The sequence below is a fragment of the Lachnoclostridium phytofermentans genome (assembly GCF_000733755.1).
GTDB classification, from domain to species: Bacteria; Bacillota; Clostridia; order Lachnospirales; family Lachnospiraceae; genus Lachnoclostridium; species Lachnoclostridium phytofermentans_A.
The window spans coordinates 242,372-264,424 of the sequence record NZ_JPOF01000008.1 but is presented as its reverse complement, the minus strand read 5'-3'; the positions used below and the strand labels follow the sequence as shown (position 1 = coordinate 264,424).

Below are 22,053 nucleotides of genomic sequence, written 5' to 3'. Positions count from 1 at the left end.
AATTCCTCCATTCTATATTCTTGGATATGATTTCAATGCTTAATTTAAGTGAAAAAAAATTAGAAACTTTTCTCTTTTCTAGATTATCTTAACATATTACCTCTCCAAATGCAACTTCGTAGCCTATCATCAAAACTACCTTAAAGACGCTGATTCTTACTGTTTGGCAAGGTTACACGGAAGAACTTTCTCATTAGTTTTCTCCCATTAAACGGTATGAGCGGATAAAGATAGCTCTTACCAGATATTGTCTTGTTAAAGGCAACACTAACTAAGATCAGAATAATTCCTGCTCCATATCCCCATACTCCAAATATTGCTGTGAGTATTAACAAAATTAAACGTAAAAACTTAAGCGCATAGCCAAGTTCAAAGCTAACCTGGGTATAACTGGATAGGACAACAAATGCCATATAAAGCATGGCTTCTGCATTAAACCAACCTGAACTAACAGTAAAATCACCAATAATTATCGCCGCAACCACACTTAAAGGTGTACTCAGCATAGATGGTGTATTTACCGCGGCCAATCGTAGACCATCTATTGTAAGTTCCAATATCAAAAACTGCCATATGAGTGGAAGATTCATAGGGTCTTTCACAATAATAAACTCAAATCCTTCTGGAATCCATTGTTGATTTTCCATAAGCAAAAGAAAGGTTGGAGTTAATATCATCGCAATCAGGCTAATAATCAAACGAGTCAATCGTATATAAGTCCCTGTAATAGGTGGAAAATAATAATCATCTGTTCCATCTACAATATCGAATATCGAGGATGGAATTATCATTGCTGCTGGAGAATTATCGACTAAAATAGCGATACTCCCTTCTAAAATACAGGCAGCAGTGGTATCTGGTCGTTCGGAATATTTATATTTTGGAAAGGGATTAAACCAGCTACCACGGTATAATGATTCTGCTAAACTTTCCTGATTCATAGATAACGAGTCTATGTTAAGACCTTCTAGCTTGGTGATAATACGACTCAATAATCTTTCATCGATTCGACCATCCATATAAGTAACAACAACATCCGTTTTTGAACTCGCACCAACCTCCATCATTTTCATCACCAAATCAGTACTGCGTATTCGGCGGCGTATTAACGCTGTATTAAAGACAATTGTCTCTACAAAGCCGTCTCTGGACCCTCGCATCACTTTATCCTTTTCCGGCTCTTCTACTCCTCTGGCTGGATAGGTTCTGGCGTCAATCGCTATTACTTCATCAAACCCATCGATCAGCAGGATCGGAACACCAGAAAATAGATTTTTCACGATTGCTTTTTCTTCTTTTATTATCTCTACTTCAATATAACCAATATTGGCATCTGCATATTCCTTTGCACTCTTTGGAAAATTTTCTGCTTTTACAATGTCTAATTTCTGTAGCATCTTTTGTAAGGGTTCATCTTTGGCAAAACCATCAATAAAATATAAACAAGCCAATTTTCCTCCTGTCTGAAAGGTTCGGCAGAGGATATCAAAGCTTTTATCTACCTTAAATAATTGGTTGAAGTAATTCATATTCGCATGAATATCCTTACCTAGTTGATATGGCATTTTTCTTCACTCACTTTCGTAACTCATTTTCTACTATAGTTTGCCAATATCAACTAGAAATATGTAGCATAAAAAGAAAAAGCTTGAATTCCTACTAGGACCTTATCCTATAGAAACTCAAGCTTATATTTTTAACCGCTGAGATAACTTATTCTTCCACTTGTTATTCGTCTTTTATTCTACTATGGTCACTTGTTCCGCAATGAAATCTTGAACCTTGTCCCAGAGAAGGGCTTCCTTCACCGTTCCTTCTCCGATTGCCTTTACAAATTCATCGTTGGTGTTATAACCATAGTTTTTCGCATAAACTGTTAATCTTTCTTCATACTCTTTCTGAGATAATGTAATATTCTCAGTTCTACCAATCGCATCTAATAACAACTCCTGTTTTAATGCTAATTTAACATATTCCTCAAAAGTTACGCCAAAATAGGTCTTCACATATTCTTCAAGCTCCAACCCATTCACCATTGCCTGTATATTCAGCTTTTCTTCAAGCTCTTTGCTCTTTCTCTCAATTGACCCTTCGGGATAATCTAAAATCTCAGAGGAATCAGAAACAATCTTCCAAGCTCCTGACTTTTTATCAGTCTTAATATCTTCCAACATCTCTTGCTTAATAGTAGGAATTAAACTTTCTTTGTACTCCTCTACGGTAGTTGCATCAGAGATTTTTTGTACAAATTCATCCGTAATTTCAGGTACTAAGAATTGTTCTACTGCTTTTATTGTAACTTGAAAAGTAGCTTCTTTTCCAATAAAAGCCTTTTCTGTAAAAGTACTTGGAATTGTGATTGAAAACTTTGTAGTCTCACCGGCATACATCCCTGCTAAATTTGCAGTAAACCCATCCATGATATATTCACCATCGCCATAGACAAATTCAAAATTGTCACTGTTAAAGCCATCATTTGCTTTTCCATCAATCGTACCGGTCATCTGGATTGTAACTTTATCTCCATCCGAAATTGGACGGTCCTCATTTTTTACATAAGTACCATTTTGTGTTTGAATCTCTTGTATCTTTTTCTCTATATCGGAATCGGTAATATCAAATGTCTCTGCGGATACTTTGATATCCTTATAATTACCAGGAGTTACGTATTTTTTAGTATCTACATCCTTATATCTGCTGTAAGTTTCAAAATTAATCTCTTCGTTTTTTTTGCACCCGGAAAATACAAGGGCAACTCCTAGCACCGCAATCGCAAGTATTCCTCTCTTTTTCATATCCTCCATACCTTTCTTTTCATAGGTCTACGTTACTACTTTATCATATACGAAGGATTTTTACAATGTAAATACTTACATTTCACTAATTCTTCACAAATCATTACTTCACTTTAAAAAACTGCAAAACATCCTGTAATTTGAAGACCATTGCTGCTAAATCTTTGGCTTTCTCTTGACTTTGTGATGCATTCGATTTTACCCATGCTGTGTGCTCTAAAACTGAATCACTCATAGAAAACATCTGTTGGCTGGCAGCTGACTGTTCTTGTGTAATCGCTACCAAATTTTGACTCACACCCTCAACTTCACCGATACGAACCGTTACAGCGTCCACCTCTTCTTTCACATTTTGAACTTTCAACGTAATCCGCTGAAATGTTTCCACAGAGTTTGCCATCGTTTGTTTACTTTCCTGTATCGAGTGAACACAGCTTTCTGTTTTACCTTTCATTTCATTGACCAGCTCTACGATACCTTCAATTACCTGTTTCATACGGACCACACTATCCGCACTGTTTTTTGCTAATGCATTAACCTCCATTGCTACTACTTGAAAACCTTTCCCATCAGAACTTACCCTGACTGCTTCAATTGCAGCATTTAATGATAATAACTTCGACTGCTCAGCGATTTCCTCCATGGAATCTACCATACCACGAATGCGTTTCATATATTGATGTACTGATTCTACTGACTCTGATAGATTTTCCATATTTCCCTGGATATTTTTCATCGAACCATCCATTATTTCAATTTCCATCTGCCCAGAATCCGATAGCTTCACCATTTCTTTCAGTTTTTGATTCATTGCTTCCGATTTTTCTCGTACAGTTCCAATATCAGCAGCCAATATATTCGAATTTTCCACGATCTCCTCAACGCTTTTTCCAAGATCACCAAGAGATTCCTGCATCTGTCTCATCGAATCATATTGAGAAGTACTGGCATTCTTTAACTGTAAACTCATCTGACCACTATGATCGGATTGCTGCTGCAACTGTTCCACAATTCGATTTAATTCTAAAATCATTTGAGTCATCACACTACGAAAACTTTCTACTGAATCAATCATGGTTCCCATCTCATCATGACTATCAATTGTTATTCCCTTCGTAAAATTCCCATCCGTTATCGATTGCATATAAGCAGTAACCTTTTTTAACTGACTTGTTTTATGACTGATATATCTCACAATGGAAAATAAAGAAAGAATTACGATAATACCAACAATAATAATCACCTTCCAAATAACCTCCCGTACTTGAGAAAGTATCACTTCTTCTCTGGAAACATAGCTTACTAAGGACAAATTACAATAACTAAGTGGTGAGACAGTTACATAATAATGCTCATTTCCATCACTAATGAGGGTGGTATCATACTCCTTCTCCCTTACTTTATGTAATATATTTTGTAATAGCTCCCCCTCTGTACTAACGTCTTTGGAGATTACCTCACCGGTCATAGTATCCAGTAGTAATGTCTTGCCTTTTCCATTCAAGAAGGAGATTTCACTAACATAATCAATTAATATTTGTATCGGGATATCTGCTGCCATAACCTTTTTTACGGGTCCTGTAGATAAATCTATGGAAGCGGTAACCACGAATTCCCCATCTCTGTCTTTCCTATATGGTGTACCATAAGAAAACCCCTCGCTATGGCTTAACCCTTCTATAAACCATTGCATTTCTTCTATGTTTCCTACCTTGGCTCCACCTGTTCCGTCTGCATAAAATCCATCACTTGTCCCATAATAGAGTCCCTCTGGATAAAACTCATTACTTCCAAAGGTGTTTTGAAACAACCTCTTAAGCTGGGCTTCTGTCAAGTAACTATTCTTAATGCAAAGCTTCATAGCATCTAATTCTTTTAATGTTGCACCTAAAAAAGAATCCATCGATGCAGCATTTCCTTCTGTTGTATATTCAATAATCTCTTTTGTTCTCTCCTCCACAATTCCCTTCATACTGTTTAAAGAGACATAGAGCGTAATGCCAATTACTACTACAATAATAGGTAGTATTAAGCCTAAAAGTCTTCCTCTCATTCCAAGTCTTGATTTCACATGATTCCGATTTGCTTTCAAAAATCGAATACCTCCTCTTTCTCGTACCAATATAGAACAAAGCTATCTTACTTCAGTTATGAGAAGTCAAAATATTATTTATGTAAAATCTAGTAGTATCCTATAAATTTAACTCTTTTTCCCTTAAAAAAATAATGTAATGTTCTGGGATCGATAGTGAAATTATTACTTAAAATGCATAGAAGGCAGAGTCTTAGTCATCGATAACTTTACTTTATCCTGATGATTCCTATGTATTCTTAAATTGAGATTACTTGAAATTTTATTAGAACAAACAGAAAAAGAGAGCAATTAGAAAATTAACAACTTTCTGCCTGCTCTCTCTTTTATAAATAGATTTTTATTAGTCTTGTTTAATTTGTTTTATTATCTATTCTTCAGTCACTTCGATTTTACGAATTTCTTTCGTTCTGATTTCTTTGCAAATTGCATCAACGAAATCACTAACTTTCTTCTGACCTTCATCACCAAGGTAACGGCTTCTTACAGAAACTAAACCTTCTTCGGCTTCTTTTTGACCAACCACTAGCATATAAGGAACGCGATTCAATCTAGCTTCACGAATCTTATAACCAATCTTTTCAGCACGATTGTCTACAGTAACAAGTACTCCGTTATCCAGAAGCTCTTTTTCTACTGACTTAGCATAGTCATTGTACTTCTCAGAGATTGGTAAGATACGAACTTGTTCTGGACATAACCAAGTTGGGAATTTACCTGCGTATTTTTCAATCAACCAAGCAAGTGTTCTTTCGTAACATCCCATACTTGTTCTGTGAATAATATAAGGACGTTTCTTCTCACCATTTGCATCGATATAAGTCATATCAAAACGATCTGCAAGGAACATATCAAGCTGAATTGTAATCATAGTATCTTCTTTACCATACACATTCTTCGCCTGAATATCAAGCTTTGGACCGTAGAAGGCAGCTTCTCCTTCTTCTTCTGTAAAGTCGATTCCTATATGATTTAAAATTTCACGCATCATATCCTGAACCTTATTCCAAGTTTCTTCATTTCCAAGATACTTACTCTGGTTATTTGGATCCCATTTGGATAGACGATAAGTTACATCATCTGCTAATCCTAATGTAGTTAAGCAATATTTTGCTAAATCCACACAACCCTTAAACTCATCCTCTAACTGTTCTGGTGTTACGATAAGGTGACCTTCGGAAATAGTAAACTGACGCACTCTTGTAAGACCATGCATCTCACCAGAATCTTCGTTACGGAAAAGTGTGGAAGTCTCACCATAACGGCAAGGCAAGTCACGATAACTCTTTTGAGATTGCTTATACACATAATACTGGAATGGACAAGTCATAGGACGAAGAGCAAAGATTTCTGCATCTTCATCTTCCTCATCTCCAAGTACGAACATACCCTCCTTGTAGTGATTCCAGTGATCAGAAATCTCATACAAATCTTTCTTTGCAAGTAATGGAGTCTTTGTTCTCATATAGCCACGACGTTCTTCTTCATCTTCAATCCAGCGCTGAAGAGTCTGGATCATCTTTGCACCCTTTGGCATTAAGAGTGGTAAGCCCTGACCAATAACATCAACTGTTGCAAATAGTTCCATCTCACGGCCAAGCTTATTATGGTCTCTCTTCTTAATATCTTCTAAATGCTTCAAAAACTCATCAAGGTCTGCATTTTTTGTAAAAGCAGTACCATAAACACGAGTAAGCATCTTGTTTTTCTCGCTACCTCTCCAGTAAGCACCGGAAGAATTAATTAGCTTGATTGCTTTAATGTTTTTAGTACTCATGAGATGTGGTCCAGCACAAAGGTCTACAAAATCACCTTGAGTGTAGAAGGAAATTACGGAATCCTCAGGTAAATCACGAATTAATTCTACCTTATATGGTTCTCCCTTTTCCTCCATAAACTTAATTGCTTCTTCACGAGGAAGTGTGAATCTTGTGATTTCAGCGCCTTCTTTCACAATTTTTTTCATCTCTTGCTCTAATGCGTCAAGTGCTGCACGATCAAAAGGAGCAACATCGAAATCATAATAAAATCCGGTGTCAATGGATGGCCCAATTGCAAGCTTTGCATCTGGATACAATCTCTTCACTGCCTGTGCAAGTACATGGGATGTTGTGTGACGATAAGCAGCTTTACCAGCTTCATCGTTAAATGTTAAAATGCTTAATTCAGCATCCTTGGAAACTTCGGTACGAAGGTCAACTACCTTCCCATCTAGTTCTGCTGCGCAAGCCATTCTTGCTAATCCTTCGCTAATATCTTTTGCAATATCAATAATTGCCATTGGCTGTGAATATTCTTTCACAGAGCCATCTTTTAATGTAATCTTCATAATACCCTCCATTCTAGCGTTCTCACGCATTTTCATAGCAATAGCATATTAGTATGCTAGTATAATTTCCAGTAAATATACTTCCATCCTAGCGTGCACATTTCGTCTGTTTTTGATAACAAGTAAACAAACCTGTTTTTCATCAATCATAGAAGTTTAAAATCTCTAATTCTATGCAATAAAAAACTCGTCTCCTTCGATTACTTAACGTATTCGAAAGGGACGAGTATCACTCGCGGTTCCACCCTTATTGGATAAAAATATAATACTATATTACAGTATGATTCATATCCCGGCTTCATTCGATGGTAACGGAATCACCGGGCCGGATTAGGGCCACTCCGAGGTAGTCTTCAATTGCTTCTGCATTAGAATACTTTCAGCTTCTGTATTCCTCTCTGAAATACTCCACAATTTACTCTTCTCATCAACGTATTATCTCAATTAGATTGTTAAAAATCGAAAAAGATTTCTTTTTGTTATTATAACATTTCCTTCTATGTTGTCAAGACACTCCGTCATGGAAATTTTTAAATACAAAAAAATTACATTCTAGTCCTTGTTATTAATTAAAACTTAAGTTCCATCACATAATCATCCATCACAAACCCATTACCGATATCGGATATCTGTGTTCGTATCGTTTCAAATCCCTTTTTCTCGTAAATACGAATCGTATCATAGTTATAGCGATTCACGGTCAGCCAGATAGCATGTAATCCTCTTTCTTTACAGTATTCTTTTAAAAATTCAAACGCATAGGAAGCATACTGATTTCCTCGATATTTTTCAAGAATATAAAGTTTACTTAAAAATAATTTTCCTTCTTCTGGACGAATTCCGGTATAACCTACTGTAATTCCATCAACAACAATAAAATAATATTCATAACCAGAGGACTTCATCTGTTCTGTCATCGCTTTTACCGATTGAAACTTATCCACCATATAGTCAATCTGTTCTAAGGATAATATGGTAGCAAAATGCTGATGCCATACTTCATCAGCAATCTCTGCTAATTTATTTATAGACTCGTCATCTTCTACACGAATCATCTCTATCTTTGCTTGAATCTTCTTTGACTCTTTTGTGCTTTGTAATAGTTCTTCTTCTAAAATATCCACTGCATCACCTACCAAGCTGGCACATGGCCGTTTTTTATAATATTGCTCCGTTCTAGCCTCTGGATTGGTGTCGGTAAATGCTTTTTGTGTATTATCCTGACCTAATCCAAGCAATTCTCTGCAGATGATAGAACCATTCTTCTCACGATATTTAGCAGCTAATTTCTGTACCATATCATAGTTACTTTTCTTACCATCGGCATCTCTTCCATCTGTAGCACCAGTTTCTAGACCCGCTACCAAAAACATGCCAGATACTGCGCCGCACACTTCTCTCATTCTTCCCATACCCCCTCCAAATGAAGAGGATAGTTTTAATGCCATTTCTTTTGATATATCATAGTCATCGCAGAAGGCTGCAAAAACTGCCTGTGAACAGTTATATCCTTCCTGAAACAATTGAATTGCCTTTTCTCTTCTGCTTTCCATAATGTTCTCCTTACCTAGTACTAATACCTTTCTATCTAAATTACTGCTTCAATCCGTAAGTCGTTATGCTTAGATAAGTCAATAAATTCATTACCGACCTTTATTACAGGTCTTGATAAGCAGTTTTTATTCAGAAGAATGATTTCACCCTTCTGATTATTATTTAATTTTACAGTATGATTAATATAAATTTCAGCGATTTTTTGAATGAGTGGAATCAGGTATTTCACATCGTACTGTTGCTTTCCTTCCTCTTCAAATAACTTTAGAACATCAAACGGACAGATTGCTCCACGATAAACTCGCTTACTCGTCATTGCATCATATACATCTGCAATTGCAACAATCATAGAAAATGGGTTAATCTCATTCCCATATTTACATAATGGATATCCTTTGCCATCATAGCGCTCATGATGTTGTAATGCAGCCAGTCGTATGCGCTCATCCATCTTATGATTTAGTAATAAAAGATAACCTTGCTCAGGATGATCTTTCACAATCTCGTATTCTTCTTTGGACAACGGACCTGGCTTATTTAAGATTTCTTTCGGTATCACTAATTTTCCAATGTCATGCAACAAACCACATATGGTTAGAATTTTAACCTCTTGTGGAGGCATCTGCAACCATTCACCAAATACATGACAGATTAGTGCAACATTAATAGAATGTATAAACGTCAAATCATCAAATTCATGAATGCAGTATATCATTTCAAATAGATGAAATCGATTCTTACTAGTTTTTATAATTTTCTCAACTTTATGTAACAACTGTTGTTCAGGTACTTGATTGCTATAGCGTAATAACTGATTTACAGAATCCTTGATTTCAACTATAACATCATCATAGGTCTTTTTGAAGTTTTTAAAGTCTTCACTCCGTTTGACTCGATCATAATAACTTGATTCGGAATTTACATCTTCTTCTGCCTTGTAGACATAGATACTATCAATGGCATAGAACATAATTTTAGCAATCATATTCGGTAGTAACTTAGTACCTTTTACTAAAATTAATTGGTCATTGCGTGAATAGATATCACGTGCAGTTATCATCCCAGGCAATACTTGCGTAATAGGTATGTGTAATATCATTTTCTCAGATTGCGATGCATTGATGCTCAAGACAGATGCCTCCTTCTTCATTGCAAAGTAATTTGGAACCTTTTGGTATTTTAAATATAGCATACTATAATCTTGATTGCAATTAGCTCATACTTATTACGTTAATTTTTCTGATATAAACACTAATTCCATAACTTTTTGTCAAGTTTTAACGATAAAAACAGATTTTTTTAATATCAGCATCCATTGTACAAAAAGTACCTATTGGCAATGTAGCAGTCGGAAAGCTATGCCCACATGCTATATTGGATATTACAGGTTTTTTAAACGGACAAAAGAAGTCATTAAATAACTCGTTTACACCATATTCGCTATCATAAGGATTGGTACAATCTGTAAAATCCCCCAACAAAACTCCTCGAATCTGTCCTATAATACCAGTCAGCCTAAGCTGATCAAGCATACGATGAATTTTAGGGACTGTCTCACCAATCTCTTCAAGAAATAAAATCTTACCTCGAAAATCAGGCGAATAAAAAGTTCCAATCATACTGGTAACTAGAGATAAGTTTCCACCAACTAAAAGCCCTTCTGCGCAGCCTTCTTTCACTGAGGTAAGTTCCCTTCCTGGAGGATTATAAAAGGTGAGGGACTCTCCCATATTTAGCGTTCTCCATAGGGATTCTTCCGTATAAGAATCAAAATGTTCTAAAAAATTAGACGCTACCATAGGCCCATGAAAGGTTACTAATCCACAAAGTTGAAAAAATGCTAATAGTAAGTTTGTAACATCACTATATCCAACAAATATCTTTGGATGTCTCCTTATCATCTCATAGTCTAACAGAGTCATAAGTTGACTGCTCCCATAACCGCCTCGTACACAAAAGATACCTTTTACGGTATCATCTGCAAACATATGATTGATATCATCTGCTCGTATACAAGCATCGCCTGAAAGGTAACCATGTAACTCACATAAACAGCTCTTACCTAGCTTAACATTAAATCCTAGACTTCTCATGAATTCAACACTTTTCGCTACTTTTTCCTTCGTAGTTGGAGAAGATGGACACACAAGACCAATGGTATCTCCTTTTTTTAGTGGATTTGGGAAAATTAAATGCTCTCTTCTTGTGTAATCGCAATTCTTTTCCATGACTCTACCCCTATTCTTCTACACTATATAATAGATAATATGCGAACTTACTATGCTTTCTCCAACGTCTTTTTATCGATTACATTCTCATTCTTTTATTTCCTTATTCTTTTATTATTTCCTTATTCTTTTATTACTACCTTATTCTTTTATTACTACCTTATTCTTTTATCACTGCCTCATCTGCCTCATCTTTTATTACTCTTTTGCTATTTCTAAAGCTTCTACTTCTTCCTCCGAAATTTCCGCCCTAGTTACCTTACTTTCAAAAAACAAAAACTGATCGATTGCATCTAAAATATCAGCAAATGTTTCTCTAGGAGCTAACTCAATATAGCGCCGTAGTATCTCAGTAAGGGCATCTCCTTTATAACGACCATAAAAGATATCAAACAGATTATGACCACGTACATAAATTTTTATGGATTCGAAATTTAATTTTAAATCCTCTTCTGTTTTGATTTCACATCCTGTTTTTTCTATCATATGCTTTACACTGGATAGTCGGTACAAATATTCCTGATACTTCTCAAAAAGTATCTGAAAAAATGCGCCTTCACTTTCTACAACACCAATCGCAGACATAATAGTAGGCTCTAAGAAATAATTTTCAAAGGAATAATACTTTAATATTAGAACATTTCGTTCTCTCACACGGGGTAGATTATCAATATCCTCCCTTTCTCTGCTGCGATAATAATTACATAACTGATCTTTTAAGTCCTTCGGATTAAGTCCATCACCATCTCGTATCATCATAAACTGATCCTTTAGGTATAGTTTATTAATGTATTTTAAATTGGCATAGGTCTTTATGTTAGTACAACTATTTGTTGCAATAATGGCTATCCGCTTCGGTAAACCATTCTCATCAAAGATCTCAGAATAGTATTTTTTTAGTAACAATGGTAATCTACTACTATCTTGCTTTCCTTCTACTATGAAAACAAAGCTTACGTTCATTAGATCATTTGCTGAATATCCTAAGTCATTTAAGATTTCATCGATGTCTGTATTCTCATTTACGGTTGTATCATAGTTTTCATCCAGTATAACCTGTTTAATCTGTCTTTGATTAAACGTAAACAACAAATTAGGAGAATGTGTTGAAAATATCACTTGATTTTTTTTCGAAAGCCGATAAAGAATTTCACTGGCACTTTTTTGTAGCTGTGGATGCAAATAAGCCTCGGGATCTTCCATCATTATGATACTTGGTATACTATTTTGCTCTGCAATATAAGCCTCCAGTAGCGACAAGATGTAAATACTTTTCGTACCCTCACTCATGGTAGACAATGGCCCAACCGTATTACGCTCATGGTTTAACACTACCGTATCCATCTGAAAGATTTCATCAATATTAAAACTCATATCATAACGTATTGATTGAGCTCGCTCGCTATTTCTACGAAAACAGTCATTGAGTTTTTCTACAAATGAGTCAAGATTCCTATGATAAAGCTTATATTCCAATAATTTAGCAGCTTCCATTATACTAAGTTCTTCTGGCTTCTTTTTTTCAATGATTCCCATACATTGAAAACAATTAACACAACGCTTTGCGCTATCAAACATACATACATTCTCTCTAAGACTAACGATAGCATCCTTACCTTGAGCAAGAAGGATATCTCTTTGAATCCCTTCAATGTTTCTAGCGTGATCGATATAATGTATCTTAGGCAAAAGCTTAATTAGATGAGGGTTGTGTTTTGATATTCCGTCTCCATATCGAACAATTCCTCCCTTATTTGCAGTGAAACTAATATATAGGCGAAAACTATCCCCTCCTTCCACTGCTGTAAAGCTTGGAACCTTTTTTCGAAAATCACCATACCAAGCGTCATACCTTTTATATTTGCTTATTAACCCACGGTCATGAAAGGATTTTAAATCTTCTTTCGTCACCTCGTATGTAATATCAATTCTGATATTTCCATCTGGTACATAATAATCAGAAGGCTTTATCTGGTATATTCCAGCAACCGCCAAGATAGCATCCAAGATAACCGTTTTCCCAGTACTGTTTTTTCCCACAACAATAAAAGCCTTTTCAATATTTGTCATTCTTAGTTTTCGTATTGATTTAAAATTCTTAATAGAAATCTCTTTGATTTGCATAAATAGCCTCCTTGCTGCGACTGTTTTGGGGAGCAGCTAAAGGCTCAAGTTTGTCGCAGCACAAACTTGGCGAGTGAAAGGTTACAAATCTTTCACTCTTAACTCCTATTCTTACTTTTTGTTATCAGTTAAGAAACTTTACGAACTTTACACAGATAATATGGCACCAAAGTGCAACACTAGCTAAAACGATTTATTATCCTACTTCTATCATAATATTTCAAGATACAAAACTATAAATTAATTTTTATGTCACTTCCCCTAGCGTTTCTGTGTTTTTTCTATTATACTTCTTTTATAAATATTCTGCACGTTAGGAATATTAATTTGATAAAAGTCTTAAAACAGGTCATTTGGACAAAACACTTAGTAAAATAATTTAAAGTTACACTTGATTGTTTCCATATTATGTTATACCCTTACTCTAGAAATGTGTGTCTGTTTAGGTGCGTTCCCAAGAAGGGCTTCACTGGAAACTCAGTGCTTTAAACTACATCTTACAGGAGGATAAAATGAAGCATTTACCAGATTGGCTAAAAACAATTGTCTTACTAACTATCGCTACACTTTGCTCATTTTTATTTCATTTAATCACAAATAATACAGCAAATATAGCAATTGTTTACATGCTATCTATCGTTTTAATCACCAAATATACCGAAGGATACCGTTATGGTGTTATTGGTTCTGTGGTAGGTGTTATTGGAGTTAACTATTTCTTTACTTATCCTTACCTAGAATTAGATTTCACTAGGACAGGCTATCCAATCACGTTCCTTGGTATGCTTGCTATATCATTAATCACAAGCACTACTGTTGTGAACTTACAAGCGCATCAGCGATTAAATGCAGATGCAGAAAAAGAAAAAATGCGTGCAAATCTTCTAAGAGCAATCTCTCATGACCTTAGAACACCTCTGACAGGTATGATTGGTGCCAGTGCTACTTACATTGAAATGAAAGACAATCTAACTGAAGAAGAGAAAGATGAGCTTATTCTCCATATACATGAAGATTCCAATTGGCTACTTCATATGGTAGAAAACCTTTTATCTGTAACTCGTATTCATAATAACAATACTACGGTAACAAAAGTAAGCGAACCTGTGGAAGAAGTTGTCTCTGAAGCAGTAATGCGGCTTAAAAAGCGCTATCCTGATGCAAGAATCCAAGTAAAAACGCCAGATGAGTTTCTTATGGTACCAATGGATGCAACACTCATTGAACAGGTTATGATTAATCTGCTTGAAAATGCTTATAAATACTCAAAGAGTAAAAAACCGATTGAATTAACTGTTACTTCAGAAACGAACTTTGTGCGCTTTTCCATTACGGATTATGGAGTTGGTATCAATAAAGATATGATCTATAGTTTATTTGATGGCTACACTGTAACAGAAAACTCAAGCAGTGATTCCACAAAAGGAATGGGCATTGGATTATCCATATGTAAAACCATAATCATTGCTCACGGAGGAGTAATCGAGGCAAGTAATCACTTAAACGGTGCTTGTTTTACGTTTACACTGCCACTTGTTTAATTCGTGGTTTACAAAGGAAAAAAGATTCTATTATTATTTTTAATCTCACAAAGGATCGAAACAAGTAAGGAGGTATAACTTATATGAAGAATATTACCATCTTGATTATTGAAGATGAACAAAATATTTGCAACTTTATCGCAACTAATTTAAATGCTTATGACTATAAAGTATTAAAAAGCTTTACTGGCGCAGAGGGATTGTCCATTATCACATCTCACTGTCCTGATTTAATCTTACTGGATTTAGGGTTACCAGACATTGATGGAATGGAGATAATCTCAAAGATTCGTTCCTGGACTAGTACCCCAATTATTGTTATTTCAGCAAGAACTCAAGAGAAGGAAAAAGTACAAGCACTTGATTTAGGAGCTGATGATTACATCACAAAACCTTTTGGTACCTCAGAATTATTAGCACGTATCCGTACCGCTCTGCGTCACAATGCAAGCCTTGAATCTGGTAAGAATTTTCCACCTTCTATCTTTCGTGCCAAAGATTTTGTAATTGATTTTAACAAACATATCGTAATGGTTGGTGGAAAAGATGTACACTTGACACAGATTGAATTTAAGCTCGTATCCTTACTTGCTAACAATTCTGGAAGAGTTATGACTTATGATTCCATCATAACAAAAATATGGGGGCCATACGCAGATCGAAATAATCAGATTCTTAGAGTAAATATGGCGAACATCCGTAGAAAAATCGAAGCAAATCCTGCTGATCCACAATACATCTTTACTGAAGTAGGAATCGGTTATCGAATGATTGATGAGGATACTACTCAGGCTTCTGAAGAGGAAAAAGACGAAAAGCAATAAAATTGAATTATCATTGCAAAATAACTTAACTTAGGGAATATTTCATAACTAATGAAATAGGAATTTACTAGAAAAAAGTTAAAACCACCAGCTTCGAAATGAACCCCGTTTGTTATACAATCAGCACCACCAGTGTGAACTGGTGGTTTGCTCTGCCCCTGTAAGGGGCTATTGCCGGCATGGACCTCAAAGGTCCTTCGAAAGTAAAGGCCCCAACCGCACCACTTTCTCTGGCTAACCCTTACAAGGGTTTATTATTTGCCTTTTATTACTGGCTCACCCGTGAACGGGTCAATAAATTCTTTCAAACTTAGTTGATCTTCTGCTTGGTCATCCATCAACTGGCTTCTGATGTATTCTTCTATTTTCTTTGCATTTTTTCCAACTGTATCTACAAAGTATCCTCTACACCAGAATTTTCTATTTCCATATTTGTATTTTAAATTTGAATGTCTATCAAATATCATCAATGAACTTTTTCCCTTCAAATACCCCATGAATTCCGAAACGCTTATATTCGGTGGTATTCTAACTAGCATATGCACGTGATCTTTGCAGCATTCAGCCTCTATAATTTCTACACCTTTCCTTTTACACAATGTACTTAGTATATTTGCAACATCTGCCTTTATACTTCCATAAATTATCTGCCTTCTAAATTTCGGTGCAAAAACAATATGATATTTACATTCCCATGTTGTATGTGATAATGTATTCTTATCCAATTGGATACCTCCTTTGTTATATTTAGTGCGGTTTGAGACCCACACTTATTATAACAAAGGAGTTTTATTATGAAAATGCTAGAAGCCATTGTGATCCACCGGCCTAGCCGGTGGTTTATTAAAGATAGCCCTACAAACAGAATGCTGCAAAACCAATCAAAAATTAGTTTTGCAGCATCACCTTTTATCATTTTTCAAACTCTATTGGTATCACTTTATGCCACACATAATCATAACCAAATATCTCTTCATAATATAAACAAATTAAAACCGGATCAATAAGTTCTGTACTATTATTTTTCTTATTCATATAAGCTCTTAATTGAAGCTCTCCTTTATCTTCCGAGATTGGAATGGCATTTAATGAAAGGTCAATGTCTTTTGATTCTATATATTCCTCCCTTAATATGTCTTCCACATAAGCATTAAGAAAACCACTACCTCCTATACTGCTAGGTTGATAAAAATCATTTTCTTCGCTAGAATGAAACGATAAGCGATAAGTGTTGTTAATAATTAGATATAGAGTCAAGCTACCTTTTGCATTCTTAGTATTGTTAACAGTTACATTCAATTCTAAATCCTTCTTTATTGTTTGCTTACCACTATGTATAACAAATTCATCTTCTTTTAACTTTGCAGTAACTTGTAACTCATTACTATGTAATGTTGAATTATTTATCAAACATCCAATGATTAATATAGTGAAAAATATTATCACTATAAATACAAGAAAAATTATTATATATATTTTCTTTTTTTTCATTCTATTACCTTCTACCTTTTATTAAATGGCAAAATATTTTTTACAATATTTATTCTTCTTGAGCTACAGCTTGAAAACCATATTCTTTTTAATCCAATATTAGAGGTATCCGCACCAAATCCTTGAGTTAATCCTAGCTTTATCATAGGTATGATGATAAGAGGTTAATGCATATCCATGAAAATATATTTATATTATATTTTACAATATTTGTTTCTTAAGTCAATATATTCTAAATCAAAAAAAATATCTTATAAAATCATCCAAGATAGTAACCTGAGTGACAACTATTCCATTTAGTAGACTTTGAAGTATCAAAAAGGATGCTGCAAAACTAAGTTTTACAGCATCCTTTTTGTTAGTTACCTCTATCTATTACAAAATACAATTCCTTTTTTACCATCTAATGTTACAATGGAACCAGTTCGCAATATTTGTGTTGCATTCTCAGCTCCAAGGATTACAGGGATATCTAAGCTAAGCCCAACAATGGATGCATGTGAATTAATGCCTTCTTGTTCAACGATGATGCCTGCTGCCTGCTTTAATTGTTCCATCATCTCGTTATTTGTCTCTGGTATTACAATAATATCTCCTGTATTAAATGTTTCTCTTAACTCCTTCACATCCTTACATACACAAAGACTTGAGCATACTTCACGGTCTATCAATCCTCTTCCTTTGACTAAGATATGCCCCACTACTTGAACCTTGATAAGATTGGTGGTACCGGAAATTCCAAGTGGAACTCCAGCAGTAATGACAGCTAATTCGCCTGATTTAACGTAACCTGCATTTTCTGCTGCTTCTACTGCGTGTTCAAATAATGTATTCGCATCTATTTCTTCTTCGATCAAAAGAGGTATCACACCCCAGGAAAGATTCATCTGACGGCAAACATGTTCGTAAGTAGTACATGCTATGATGGAGCATGGCGGACGAAACTTTGAGATCATTCTTGCTGTCTTACCAGATTTTGTTACGGTTATAATCGCTGCTGCATTTAGGTCTATCGCAGTTGTACAAGTCGCATGGGAGATTGCATTGGTGACATCTGGATTGGTTAGACTATCTCTCTTTTTAAATCTTGATGCATAATCAATATCTGCTTCGGTACGTTTTGCAATCTTAACCATTGTCTTTAGGGCTTCTACTGGATATAATCCCGCAGCTGTTTCACCAGATAACATAATTGCACTGGTTCCATCGTATATCGCATTCGCAACATCGGTAGTCTCAGCTCTGGTTGGTCTTGGATTTTTCATCATAGAATCAAGCATCTGTGTTGCTGTGATTACTTGCTTCTCAGCATTGTAAACTTTTTTAATGATCATTTTTTGAATCACAGGAACTTCCTCTAAAGGAATTTCAACACCCATATCGCCTCGTGCAACCATAATACCATCGGATACACGGATAATCTCATCGATATTATTGACCCCTTGGAGATTCTCAATTTTTGCGATAATATTGACCGTATTACAGTTATACTCATTCAATATTTTACGAATTTGGATAATATCATCTGCACATCTTGTAAAAGAAGCTGCAATAAAGTCAAATCCCTGACCGATACCAAATACAATATCCTCATAATCCCGTTTGCTAATAAATGGCATGGATAATTCTACCCCAGGTACATTGACTCCCTTATGATTAGAAATCGTCCCTCCATTTAGAACTTCACAAATAATATCGGTATCTGTGATATTAAATACTTTAAGCTCTATAAGACCGTCATCGATCAGTATTTTAACTCCATTTTTTATGTCACGTATTAAGTTTTTATATGTAATGGAAACCTGTGTTTCATCGCCGACAATATCATTTGTCGTTAGGGTAAATATCTGACCCTTTTTCAATTCAATTTTACCACTTTCAAAGTTACCAATTCGAATTTCTGGTCCTTTTGTGTCAAGTAATGTAGCAATTGGTAATTTTAGTTCCGTACGAAGTCTATGAATACGTTCATAGTTTCTTTTATGCTGTGCATGATCTCCATGCGAAAAATTAAATCTGGCAACATCCATTCCCTCAATCATTAACTGACGCAATATTTCGTCGTCATCGGTTGCTGGGCCTAAGGTACAAACAATTTTTGTTTTCCTCATCATAATCCTCCATCTCTTCTGTCAAGCGTACCACGCAATTTAATAAAATATTTTATATTATATAAACTTATCAGAAGATGCGAAGCAGATTCTGATAAAAGGTGCGTATGTTGCGTCGTAAATCGATTATAGAAATACGCATTCTGTTTCTATAATATAATACTAACTATCATTATGTAAATCAAAACTCGCAATGTTCGGAAATTTTTCACAACTTCCCCCATCTTAACAATCCATGCATTTTATATCACAGTTTTGCATATACAACAAGTTAAGAGTATGATTCTTAACAAAATCTTATCATTGCAGATTCTGTTTCAAGGAGCGTTAACATAAAATTCACAGAAAATTACTATTTTATATCTCTAATTTATGTTATAATGCAAATATTCCTAACAAGTTTTTTATATATGATAAATTTGTTAGACAAAATTGGGAGGGCTTATGATAACACAAGAAGACTTAGAATATTTAGGTTCCAAGCTATCATTCATACCTAAATTGACCAAGGAAGAGATGGACATCTTTTTGAATCAAACTTCCCCGGTAACATTTCAAAAGGATACCATTATCTATAATAATAGTGCAGAATGCCTTGGTGTTTTAATTGTAAAAAAAGGAACCTTGCGAGCACATATGCTTTCTGAGCAAGGTAAGGATATCACCTTATATCGCCTATCCGACGGAGATGTTTGTGTACTCTCTGCTTCCTGTGTACTTAAAAATATTACATTTGATGTTAACATACAAGCGGAATCCGATACGGATGCTTACTTGATTAAGTCGTGTGCATTTCAAAAACTAATGAACCAAAACATCTATGTTGAGAATTTTTCTTATCGAACCACGATTGATCGATTTTCCGATGTTATGTGGACGATGGAACAGATTTTATTTATGAGCTTTGACAAACGTTTGGCTGTATTTTTATTAGATGAATCTTTAAAGCAAAAAAAGGATATGATTCCATTAACCCATGCACAGATAGCAAAATACATTGGAAGTGCCAGAGAAGTTGTTTCTCGTATGTTAAAACATTTTGAGGAAGATGGTATTGTATCTCTCACAAGAGGCGGTATTGAAATTCTTGATAAAAAGAAGTTAAAATGTATTCTTTAATTACCATTATTCCTTTGATGAAAGAGCGAGGAGAAATCGTTCGTACCTTATGAAAGCTGAAATGCTTTCCATGAGGTAAATAGATTCTCCTCGCTTTCTAATTTATGAAGTTTGATTATCAACATATTCTTTCAGGGTTTAAATCTCTTATTGTGCTGGAAGCATCTTTAAGATATCCTTCTTCGATTTAAATCCTACACTACTAGCAACCAAATTACCTTTTTGCATTACTGCTAATGTTGGAATGCTCATTACACGATATGCACTTGCTAGTTCTGACTGTTCATCTACATTGATTTTGCAGACTTTAATATTTTCTTCTTCCTTTGCGATTTCATCAATCACTGGTGATAACATCTTACATGGTCCACACCAAGGTGCCCAAAAATCAAGTAATACAACCTTATCTTCCTCTAATACTTCTTCTTTATAATTTTCCTTTGTTACATGTAATACGTCCATAGTTAGACCTCCCTTTTATTTCTTATTTAAATTGTTATAGGAATCTGTTAAGCAATTGCCTTTCACAAGAATCATTTTGTTGTTTCTGATTACATTATAGATCAGTTCAAATAATTTATCTGTGATTAAGTCACCGTCACTTTACCTCTTTTTTATACATTTCTTTCTCTCTTTTTCCTCGAATGTGATATAATGATTAAGAAGCCATTTCAACAGGCATATAGATTAAAAATACATGGGCATTATTACAGAATGTAAAATATAAGTGACGATTTCACTGTCTCACTTCCTATGTAAATAAAAAAGAAAGGGATATCAAATGAGCTATAGTATCAAGCAAGTCTCCGAACAAACCGGTCTATCTGAGCATACCATACGCTATTATGACCGAGAAGGTCTACTACCACTGCTAAAAAGAGAAGAAAACGGAAAACGTTCTTTTTCCGAAAATGATATTCAATGGCTTGGTCTCATCTGCTGTTTAAAAAACTCCGGAATGTCCATAGAAAAAATCAAAGAATTTATGTTCTTATGTTTAAATGGAGAAGAAACCTGTGAGCAAAGGAAAGAGATGCTTCAATTACATAAAGTCTATATCCTAGAGCAAATTAACTTATTAAATCGAAGCCTTTCTACCATTGAATATAAAATCGACCACTATAAAGAGATCGGTGTCTTTCATCTCGATGCTATGCCTTTGAACTAAATCGTTCCCTATTACTAAAACAAGAAAAACACTCTTTACGAACTTTTTATCATGAAGTAAGGTTGCTGCAATCTCTTTATGCAACAACCTTATGATAGAAAATTATCTTAATTTACAATCTCATATTTCCAGTCAATAATTCCACCAAACTCATAAACATTCGTATACCCTAGCTTAACTAGCTCTTCACTTGCTAGCTTACTTCTTCGCCCACTGCGACAGTAAACTAATATCTTTTTATCCTTATCCGGTAGTATTTCCCCTGCACGGTTTGAGATTTCATCCACTGGCAAAAGAATTGCATTCTCGATATGACCTTCCAAATATTCCTCTTCCGTACGAACATCTAAGATGACTAGCTCCTCCTTAGAATCCATCATTTCTTTTGCTTCCTTCTGTGTAATCTCTGTATAGGTCTGTTGCTCCACGTCTGTCTCCTCCTTTGATGCTCCTTGGGTTATCGAACAACCCGTTAGTATCATTGCTCCTGTCACCATAAGCAACGTATAGATAATTCCTTTTCGCAAAGGGGAACTTATTTTCATATTCATAAAATCACTCCTTATTTATTATAACTCTGTGATTTATTTTATCAAAGCACTATAGATTCGTATGTGACTTAATCACAGTAAATTAATAGGAATTCTGGTAGAATGATTTACACTAGGTAAACAATC

The 22,053-nt window shown here is 35.0% G+C and carries 17 protein-coding genes and 1 other annotated feature; of the genes, 4 read left to right on the top strand and 13 right to left on the bottom strand.

What is annotated here, in order from left to right; genetic code table 11:
- Positions 1-140: 140 nt before the first annotated feature.
- From CC92_RS0119850 to CC92_RS0119810, 8 genes are all read right to left on the bottom strand, one after another.
- Positions 141-1,565 (bottom strand): spore germination protein, encoded by a 1,425-nt coding sequence (locus CC92_RS0119850; RefSeq protein ID WP_029501776.1) that lies wholly within the window; start codon positions 1,563-1,565, stop codon positions 141-143.
- Positions 1,566-1,739: 174 nt separating this feature from the next.
- Complete coding sequence (gene tig, locus CC92_RS0119845; RefSeq protein ID WP_029501777.1) at positions 1,740-2,795, bottom strand: trigger factor; 1,056 nt, start codon at positions 2,793-2,795, stop codon at positions 1,740-1,742.
- A gap of 103 nt (positions 2,796-2,898) precedes the next feature.
- Positions 2,899-4,887 carry a methyl-accepting chemotaxis protein gene (locus CC92_RS0119840; protein ID WP_029501778.1) on the bottom strand — a complete coding sequence of 663 codons (1,989 nt, stop codon included), beginning with the start codon at positions 4,885-4,887 and terminating at the stop codon, positions 2,899-2,901.
- A gap of 370 nt (positions 4,888-5,257) precedes the next feature.
- Entirely contained in the window at positions 5,258-7,216 is a 1,959-nt protein-coding gene (thrS, locus tag CC92_RS0119835) for a threonine--tRNA ligase (protein WP_029501779.1), read from the bottom strand.
- 215 nt (positions 7,217-7,431) lie between these two features.
- Positions 7,432-7,656: a binding site (T-box leader), on the bottom strand.
- Between the two features lie 129 nt (positions 7,657-7,785).
- Positions 7,786-8,769: a C-GCAxxG-C-C family (seleno)protein gene (locus CC92_RS23430; RefSeq protein ID WP_330372705.1), complete on the bottom strand. Its 984-nt coding sequence runs from the start codon at positions 8,767-8,769 to the stop codon at positions 7,786-7,788.
- Positions 8,770-8,804: 35 nt separating this feature from the next.
- Positions 8,805-9,899, bottom strand: coding sequence for an HD-GYP domain-containing protein (locus tag CC92_RS0119820; RefSeq protein ID WP_051650599.1), 1,095 nt, complete (start codon positions 9,897-9,899; stop codon positions 8,805-8,807).
- Between the two features lie 148 nt (positions 9,900-10,047).
- On the bottom strand, positions 10,048-10,998 hold the full coding sequence (locus CC92_RS0119815; RefSeq protein WP_051650600.1) for a S66 peptidase family protein: 951 nt from the start codon (positions 10,996-10,998) through the stop codon (positions 10,048-10,050).
- 198 nt (positions 10,999-11,196) lie between these two features.
- Positions 11,197-13,122, bottom strand: coding sequence for an ATP-dependent nuclease (locus tag CC92_RS0119810; protein ID WP_029501782.1), 1,926 nt, complete (start codon positions 13,120-13,122; stop codon positions 11,197-11,199).
- A 512-nt stretch (positions 13,123-13,634) separates the two neighbouring features.
- Here CC92_RS0119810 and CC92_RS0119805 point away from each other — a divergent pair.
- Both CC92_RS0119805 and CC92_RS0119800 read left to right on the top strand, forming a co-directional pair.
- Positions 13,635-14,663 (top strand): sensor histidine kinase, encoded by a 1,029-nt coding sequence (locus CC92_RS0119805; protein ID WP_029501783.1) that lies wholly within the window; start codon positions 13,635-13,637, stop codon positions 14,661-14,663.
- A gap of 83 nt (positions 14,664-14,746) precedes the next feature.
- A complete protein-coding gene (locus CC92_RS0119800; RefSeq protein WP_029501784.1) occupies positions 14,747-15,487 on the top strand; it encodes a response regulator in 741 nt (246 codons plus the stop codon).
- Positions 15,488-15,741: 254 nt separating this feature from the next.
- Here the strand turns inward: CC92_RS0119800 and tnpA are convergent, their stop codons facing one another.
- The 3 genes from tnpA to pyk all read right to left on the bottom strand — a co-directional run bounded on the left by tnpA (position 15,742) and on the right by pyk (position 19,089).
- Complete coding sequence (tnpA, locus tag CC92_RS0119795) at positions 15,742-16,212, bottom strand: IS200/IS605 family transposase (RefSeq protein WP_029501569.1); 471 nt, start codon at positions 16,210-16,212, stop codon at positions 15,742-15,744.
- A gap of 187 nt (positions 16,213-16,399) precedes the next feature.
- Positions 16,400-16,978 (bottom strand): hypothetical protein, encoded by a 579-nt coding sequence (locus tag CC92_RS0119790; protein WP_029501785.1) that lies wholly within the window; start codon positions 16,976-16,978, stop codon positions 16,400-16,402.
- A gap of 368 nt (positions 16,979-17,346) precedes the next feature.
- Positions 17,347-19,089 carry a pyruvate kinase gene (gene pyk, locus CC92_RS0119785; protein ID WP_029501786.1) on the bottom strand — a complete coding sequence of 581 codons (1,743 nt, stop codon included), beginning with the start codon at positions 19,087-19,089 and terminating at the stop codon, positions 17,347-17,349.
- A gap of 444 nt (positions 19,090-19,533) precedes the next feature.
- Between pyk and CC92_RS0119780 the strand changes: the two genes are divergently transcribed.
- Positions 19,534-20,208 (top strand): Crp/Fnr family transcriptional regulator, encoded by a 675-nt coding sequence (locus CC92_RS0119780; protein ID WP_029501787.1) that lies wholly within the window; start codon positions 19,534-19,536, stop codon positions 20,206-20,208.
- Between the two features lie 147 nt (positions 20,209-20,355).
- Here the strand turns inward: CC92_RS0119780 and trxA are convergent, their stop codons facing one another.
- On the bottom strand, positions 20,356-20,670 hold the full coding sequence (trxA, locus tag CC92_RS0119775; protein WP_029501788.1) for a thioredoxin: 315 nt from the start codon (positions 20,668-20,670) through the stop codon (positions 20,356-20,358).
- A gap of 319 nt (positions 20,671-20,989) precedes the next feature.
- Between trxA and CC92_RS0119770 the strand changes: the two genes are divergently transcribed.
- A complete protein-coding gene (locus tag CC92_RS0119770) occupies positions 20,990-21,376 on the top strand; it encodes a MerR family transcriptional regulator (RefSeq protein WP_029501789.1) in 387 nt (128 codons plus the stop codon).
- Between the two features lie 107 nt (positions 21,377-21,483).
- Here CC92_RS0119770 and CC92_RS0119765 read toward each other — a convergent pair whose 3' ends face one another.
- Positions 21,484-21,927: a rhodanese-like domain-containing protein gene (locus CC92_RS0119765; protein ID WP_242841320.1), complete on the bottom strand. Its 444-nt coding sequence runs from the start codon at positions 21,925-21,927 to the stop codon at positions 21,484-21,486.
- Positions 21,928-22,053: the final 126 nt, after the last annotated feature.

Coding starts and splice junctions, on each gene's coding strand:
- CC92_RS0119850 (WP_029501776.1), bottom strand. CDS start 1,565: ATGCCATATCAACTAGGTAAGGATATTCATGCGAATATGAATTACTTC.
- tig (WP_029501777.1), bottom strand. CDS start 2,795: ATGAAAAAGAGAGGAATACTTGCGATTGCGGTGCTAGGAGTTGCCCTT.
- thrS (WP_029501779.1), bottom strand. CDS start 7,216: ATGAAGATTACATTAAAAGATGGCTCTGTGAAAGAATATTCACAGCCA.
- CC92_RS23430 (WP_330372705.1), bottom strand. CDS start 8,769: ATGGAAAGCAGAAGAGAAAAGGCAATTCAATTGTTTCAGGAAGGATAT.
- CC92_RS0119815 (WP_051650600.1), bottom strand. CDS start 10,998: ATGGAAAAGAATTGCGATTACACAAGAAGAGAGCATTTAATTTTCCCA.
- CC92_RS0119810 (WP_029501782.1), bottom strand. CDS start 13,122: ATGCAAATCAAAGAGATTTCTATTAAGAATTTTAAATCAATACGAAAA.
- CC92_RS0119805 (WP_029501783.1), top strand. CDS start 13,635: ATGAAGCATTTACCAGATTGGCTAAAAACAATTGTCTTACTAACTATC.
- CC92_RS0119800 (WP_029501784.1), top strand. CDS start 14,747: ATGAAGAATATTACCATCTTGATTATTGAAGATGAACAAAATATTTGC.
- CC92_RS0119790 (WP_029501785.1), bottom strand. CDS start 16,978: ATGAAAAAAAAGAAAATATATATAATAATTTTTCTTGTATTTATAGTG.
- pyk (WP_029501786.1), bottom strand. CDS start 19,089: ATGAGGAAAACAAAAATTGTTTGTACCTTAGGCCCAGCAACCGATGAC.
- CC92_RS0119780 (WP_029501787.1), top strand. CDS start 19,534: ATGATAACACAAGAAGACTTAGAATATTTAGGTTCCAAGCTATCATTC.
- trxA (WP_029501788.1), bottom strand. CDS start 20,670: ATGGACGTATTACATGTAACAAAGGAAAATTATAAAGAAGAAGTATTA.
- CC92_RS0119770 (WP_029501789.1), top strand. CDS start 20,990: ATGAGCTATAGTATCAAGCAAGTCTCCGAACAAACCGGTCTATCTGAG.
- CC92_RS0119765 (WP_242841320.1), bottom strand. CDS start 21,927: ATGAATATGAAAATAAGTTCCCCTTTGCGAAAAGGAATTATCTATACG.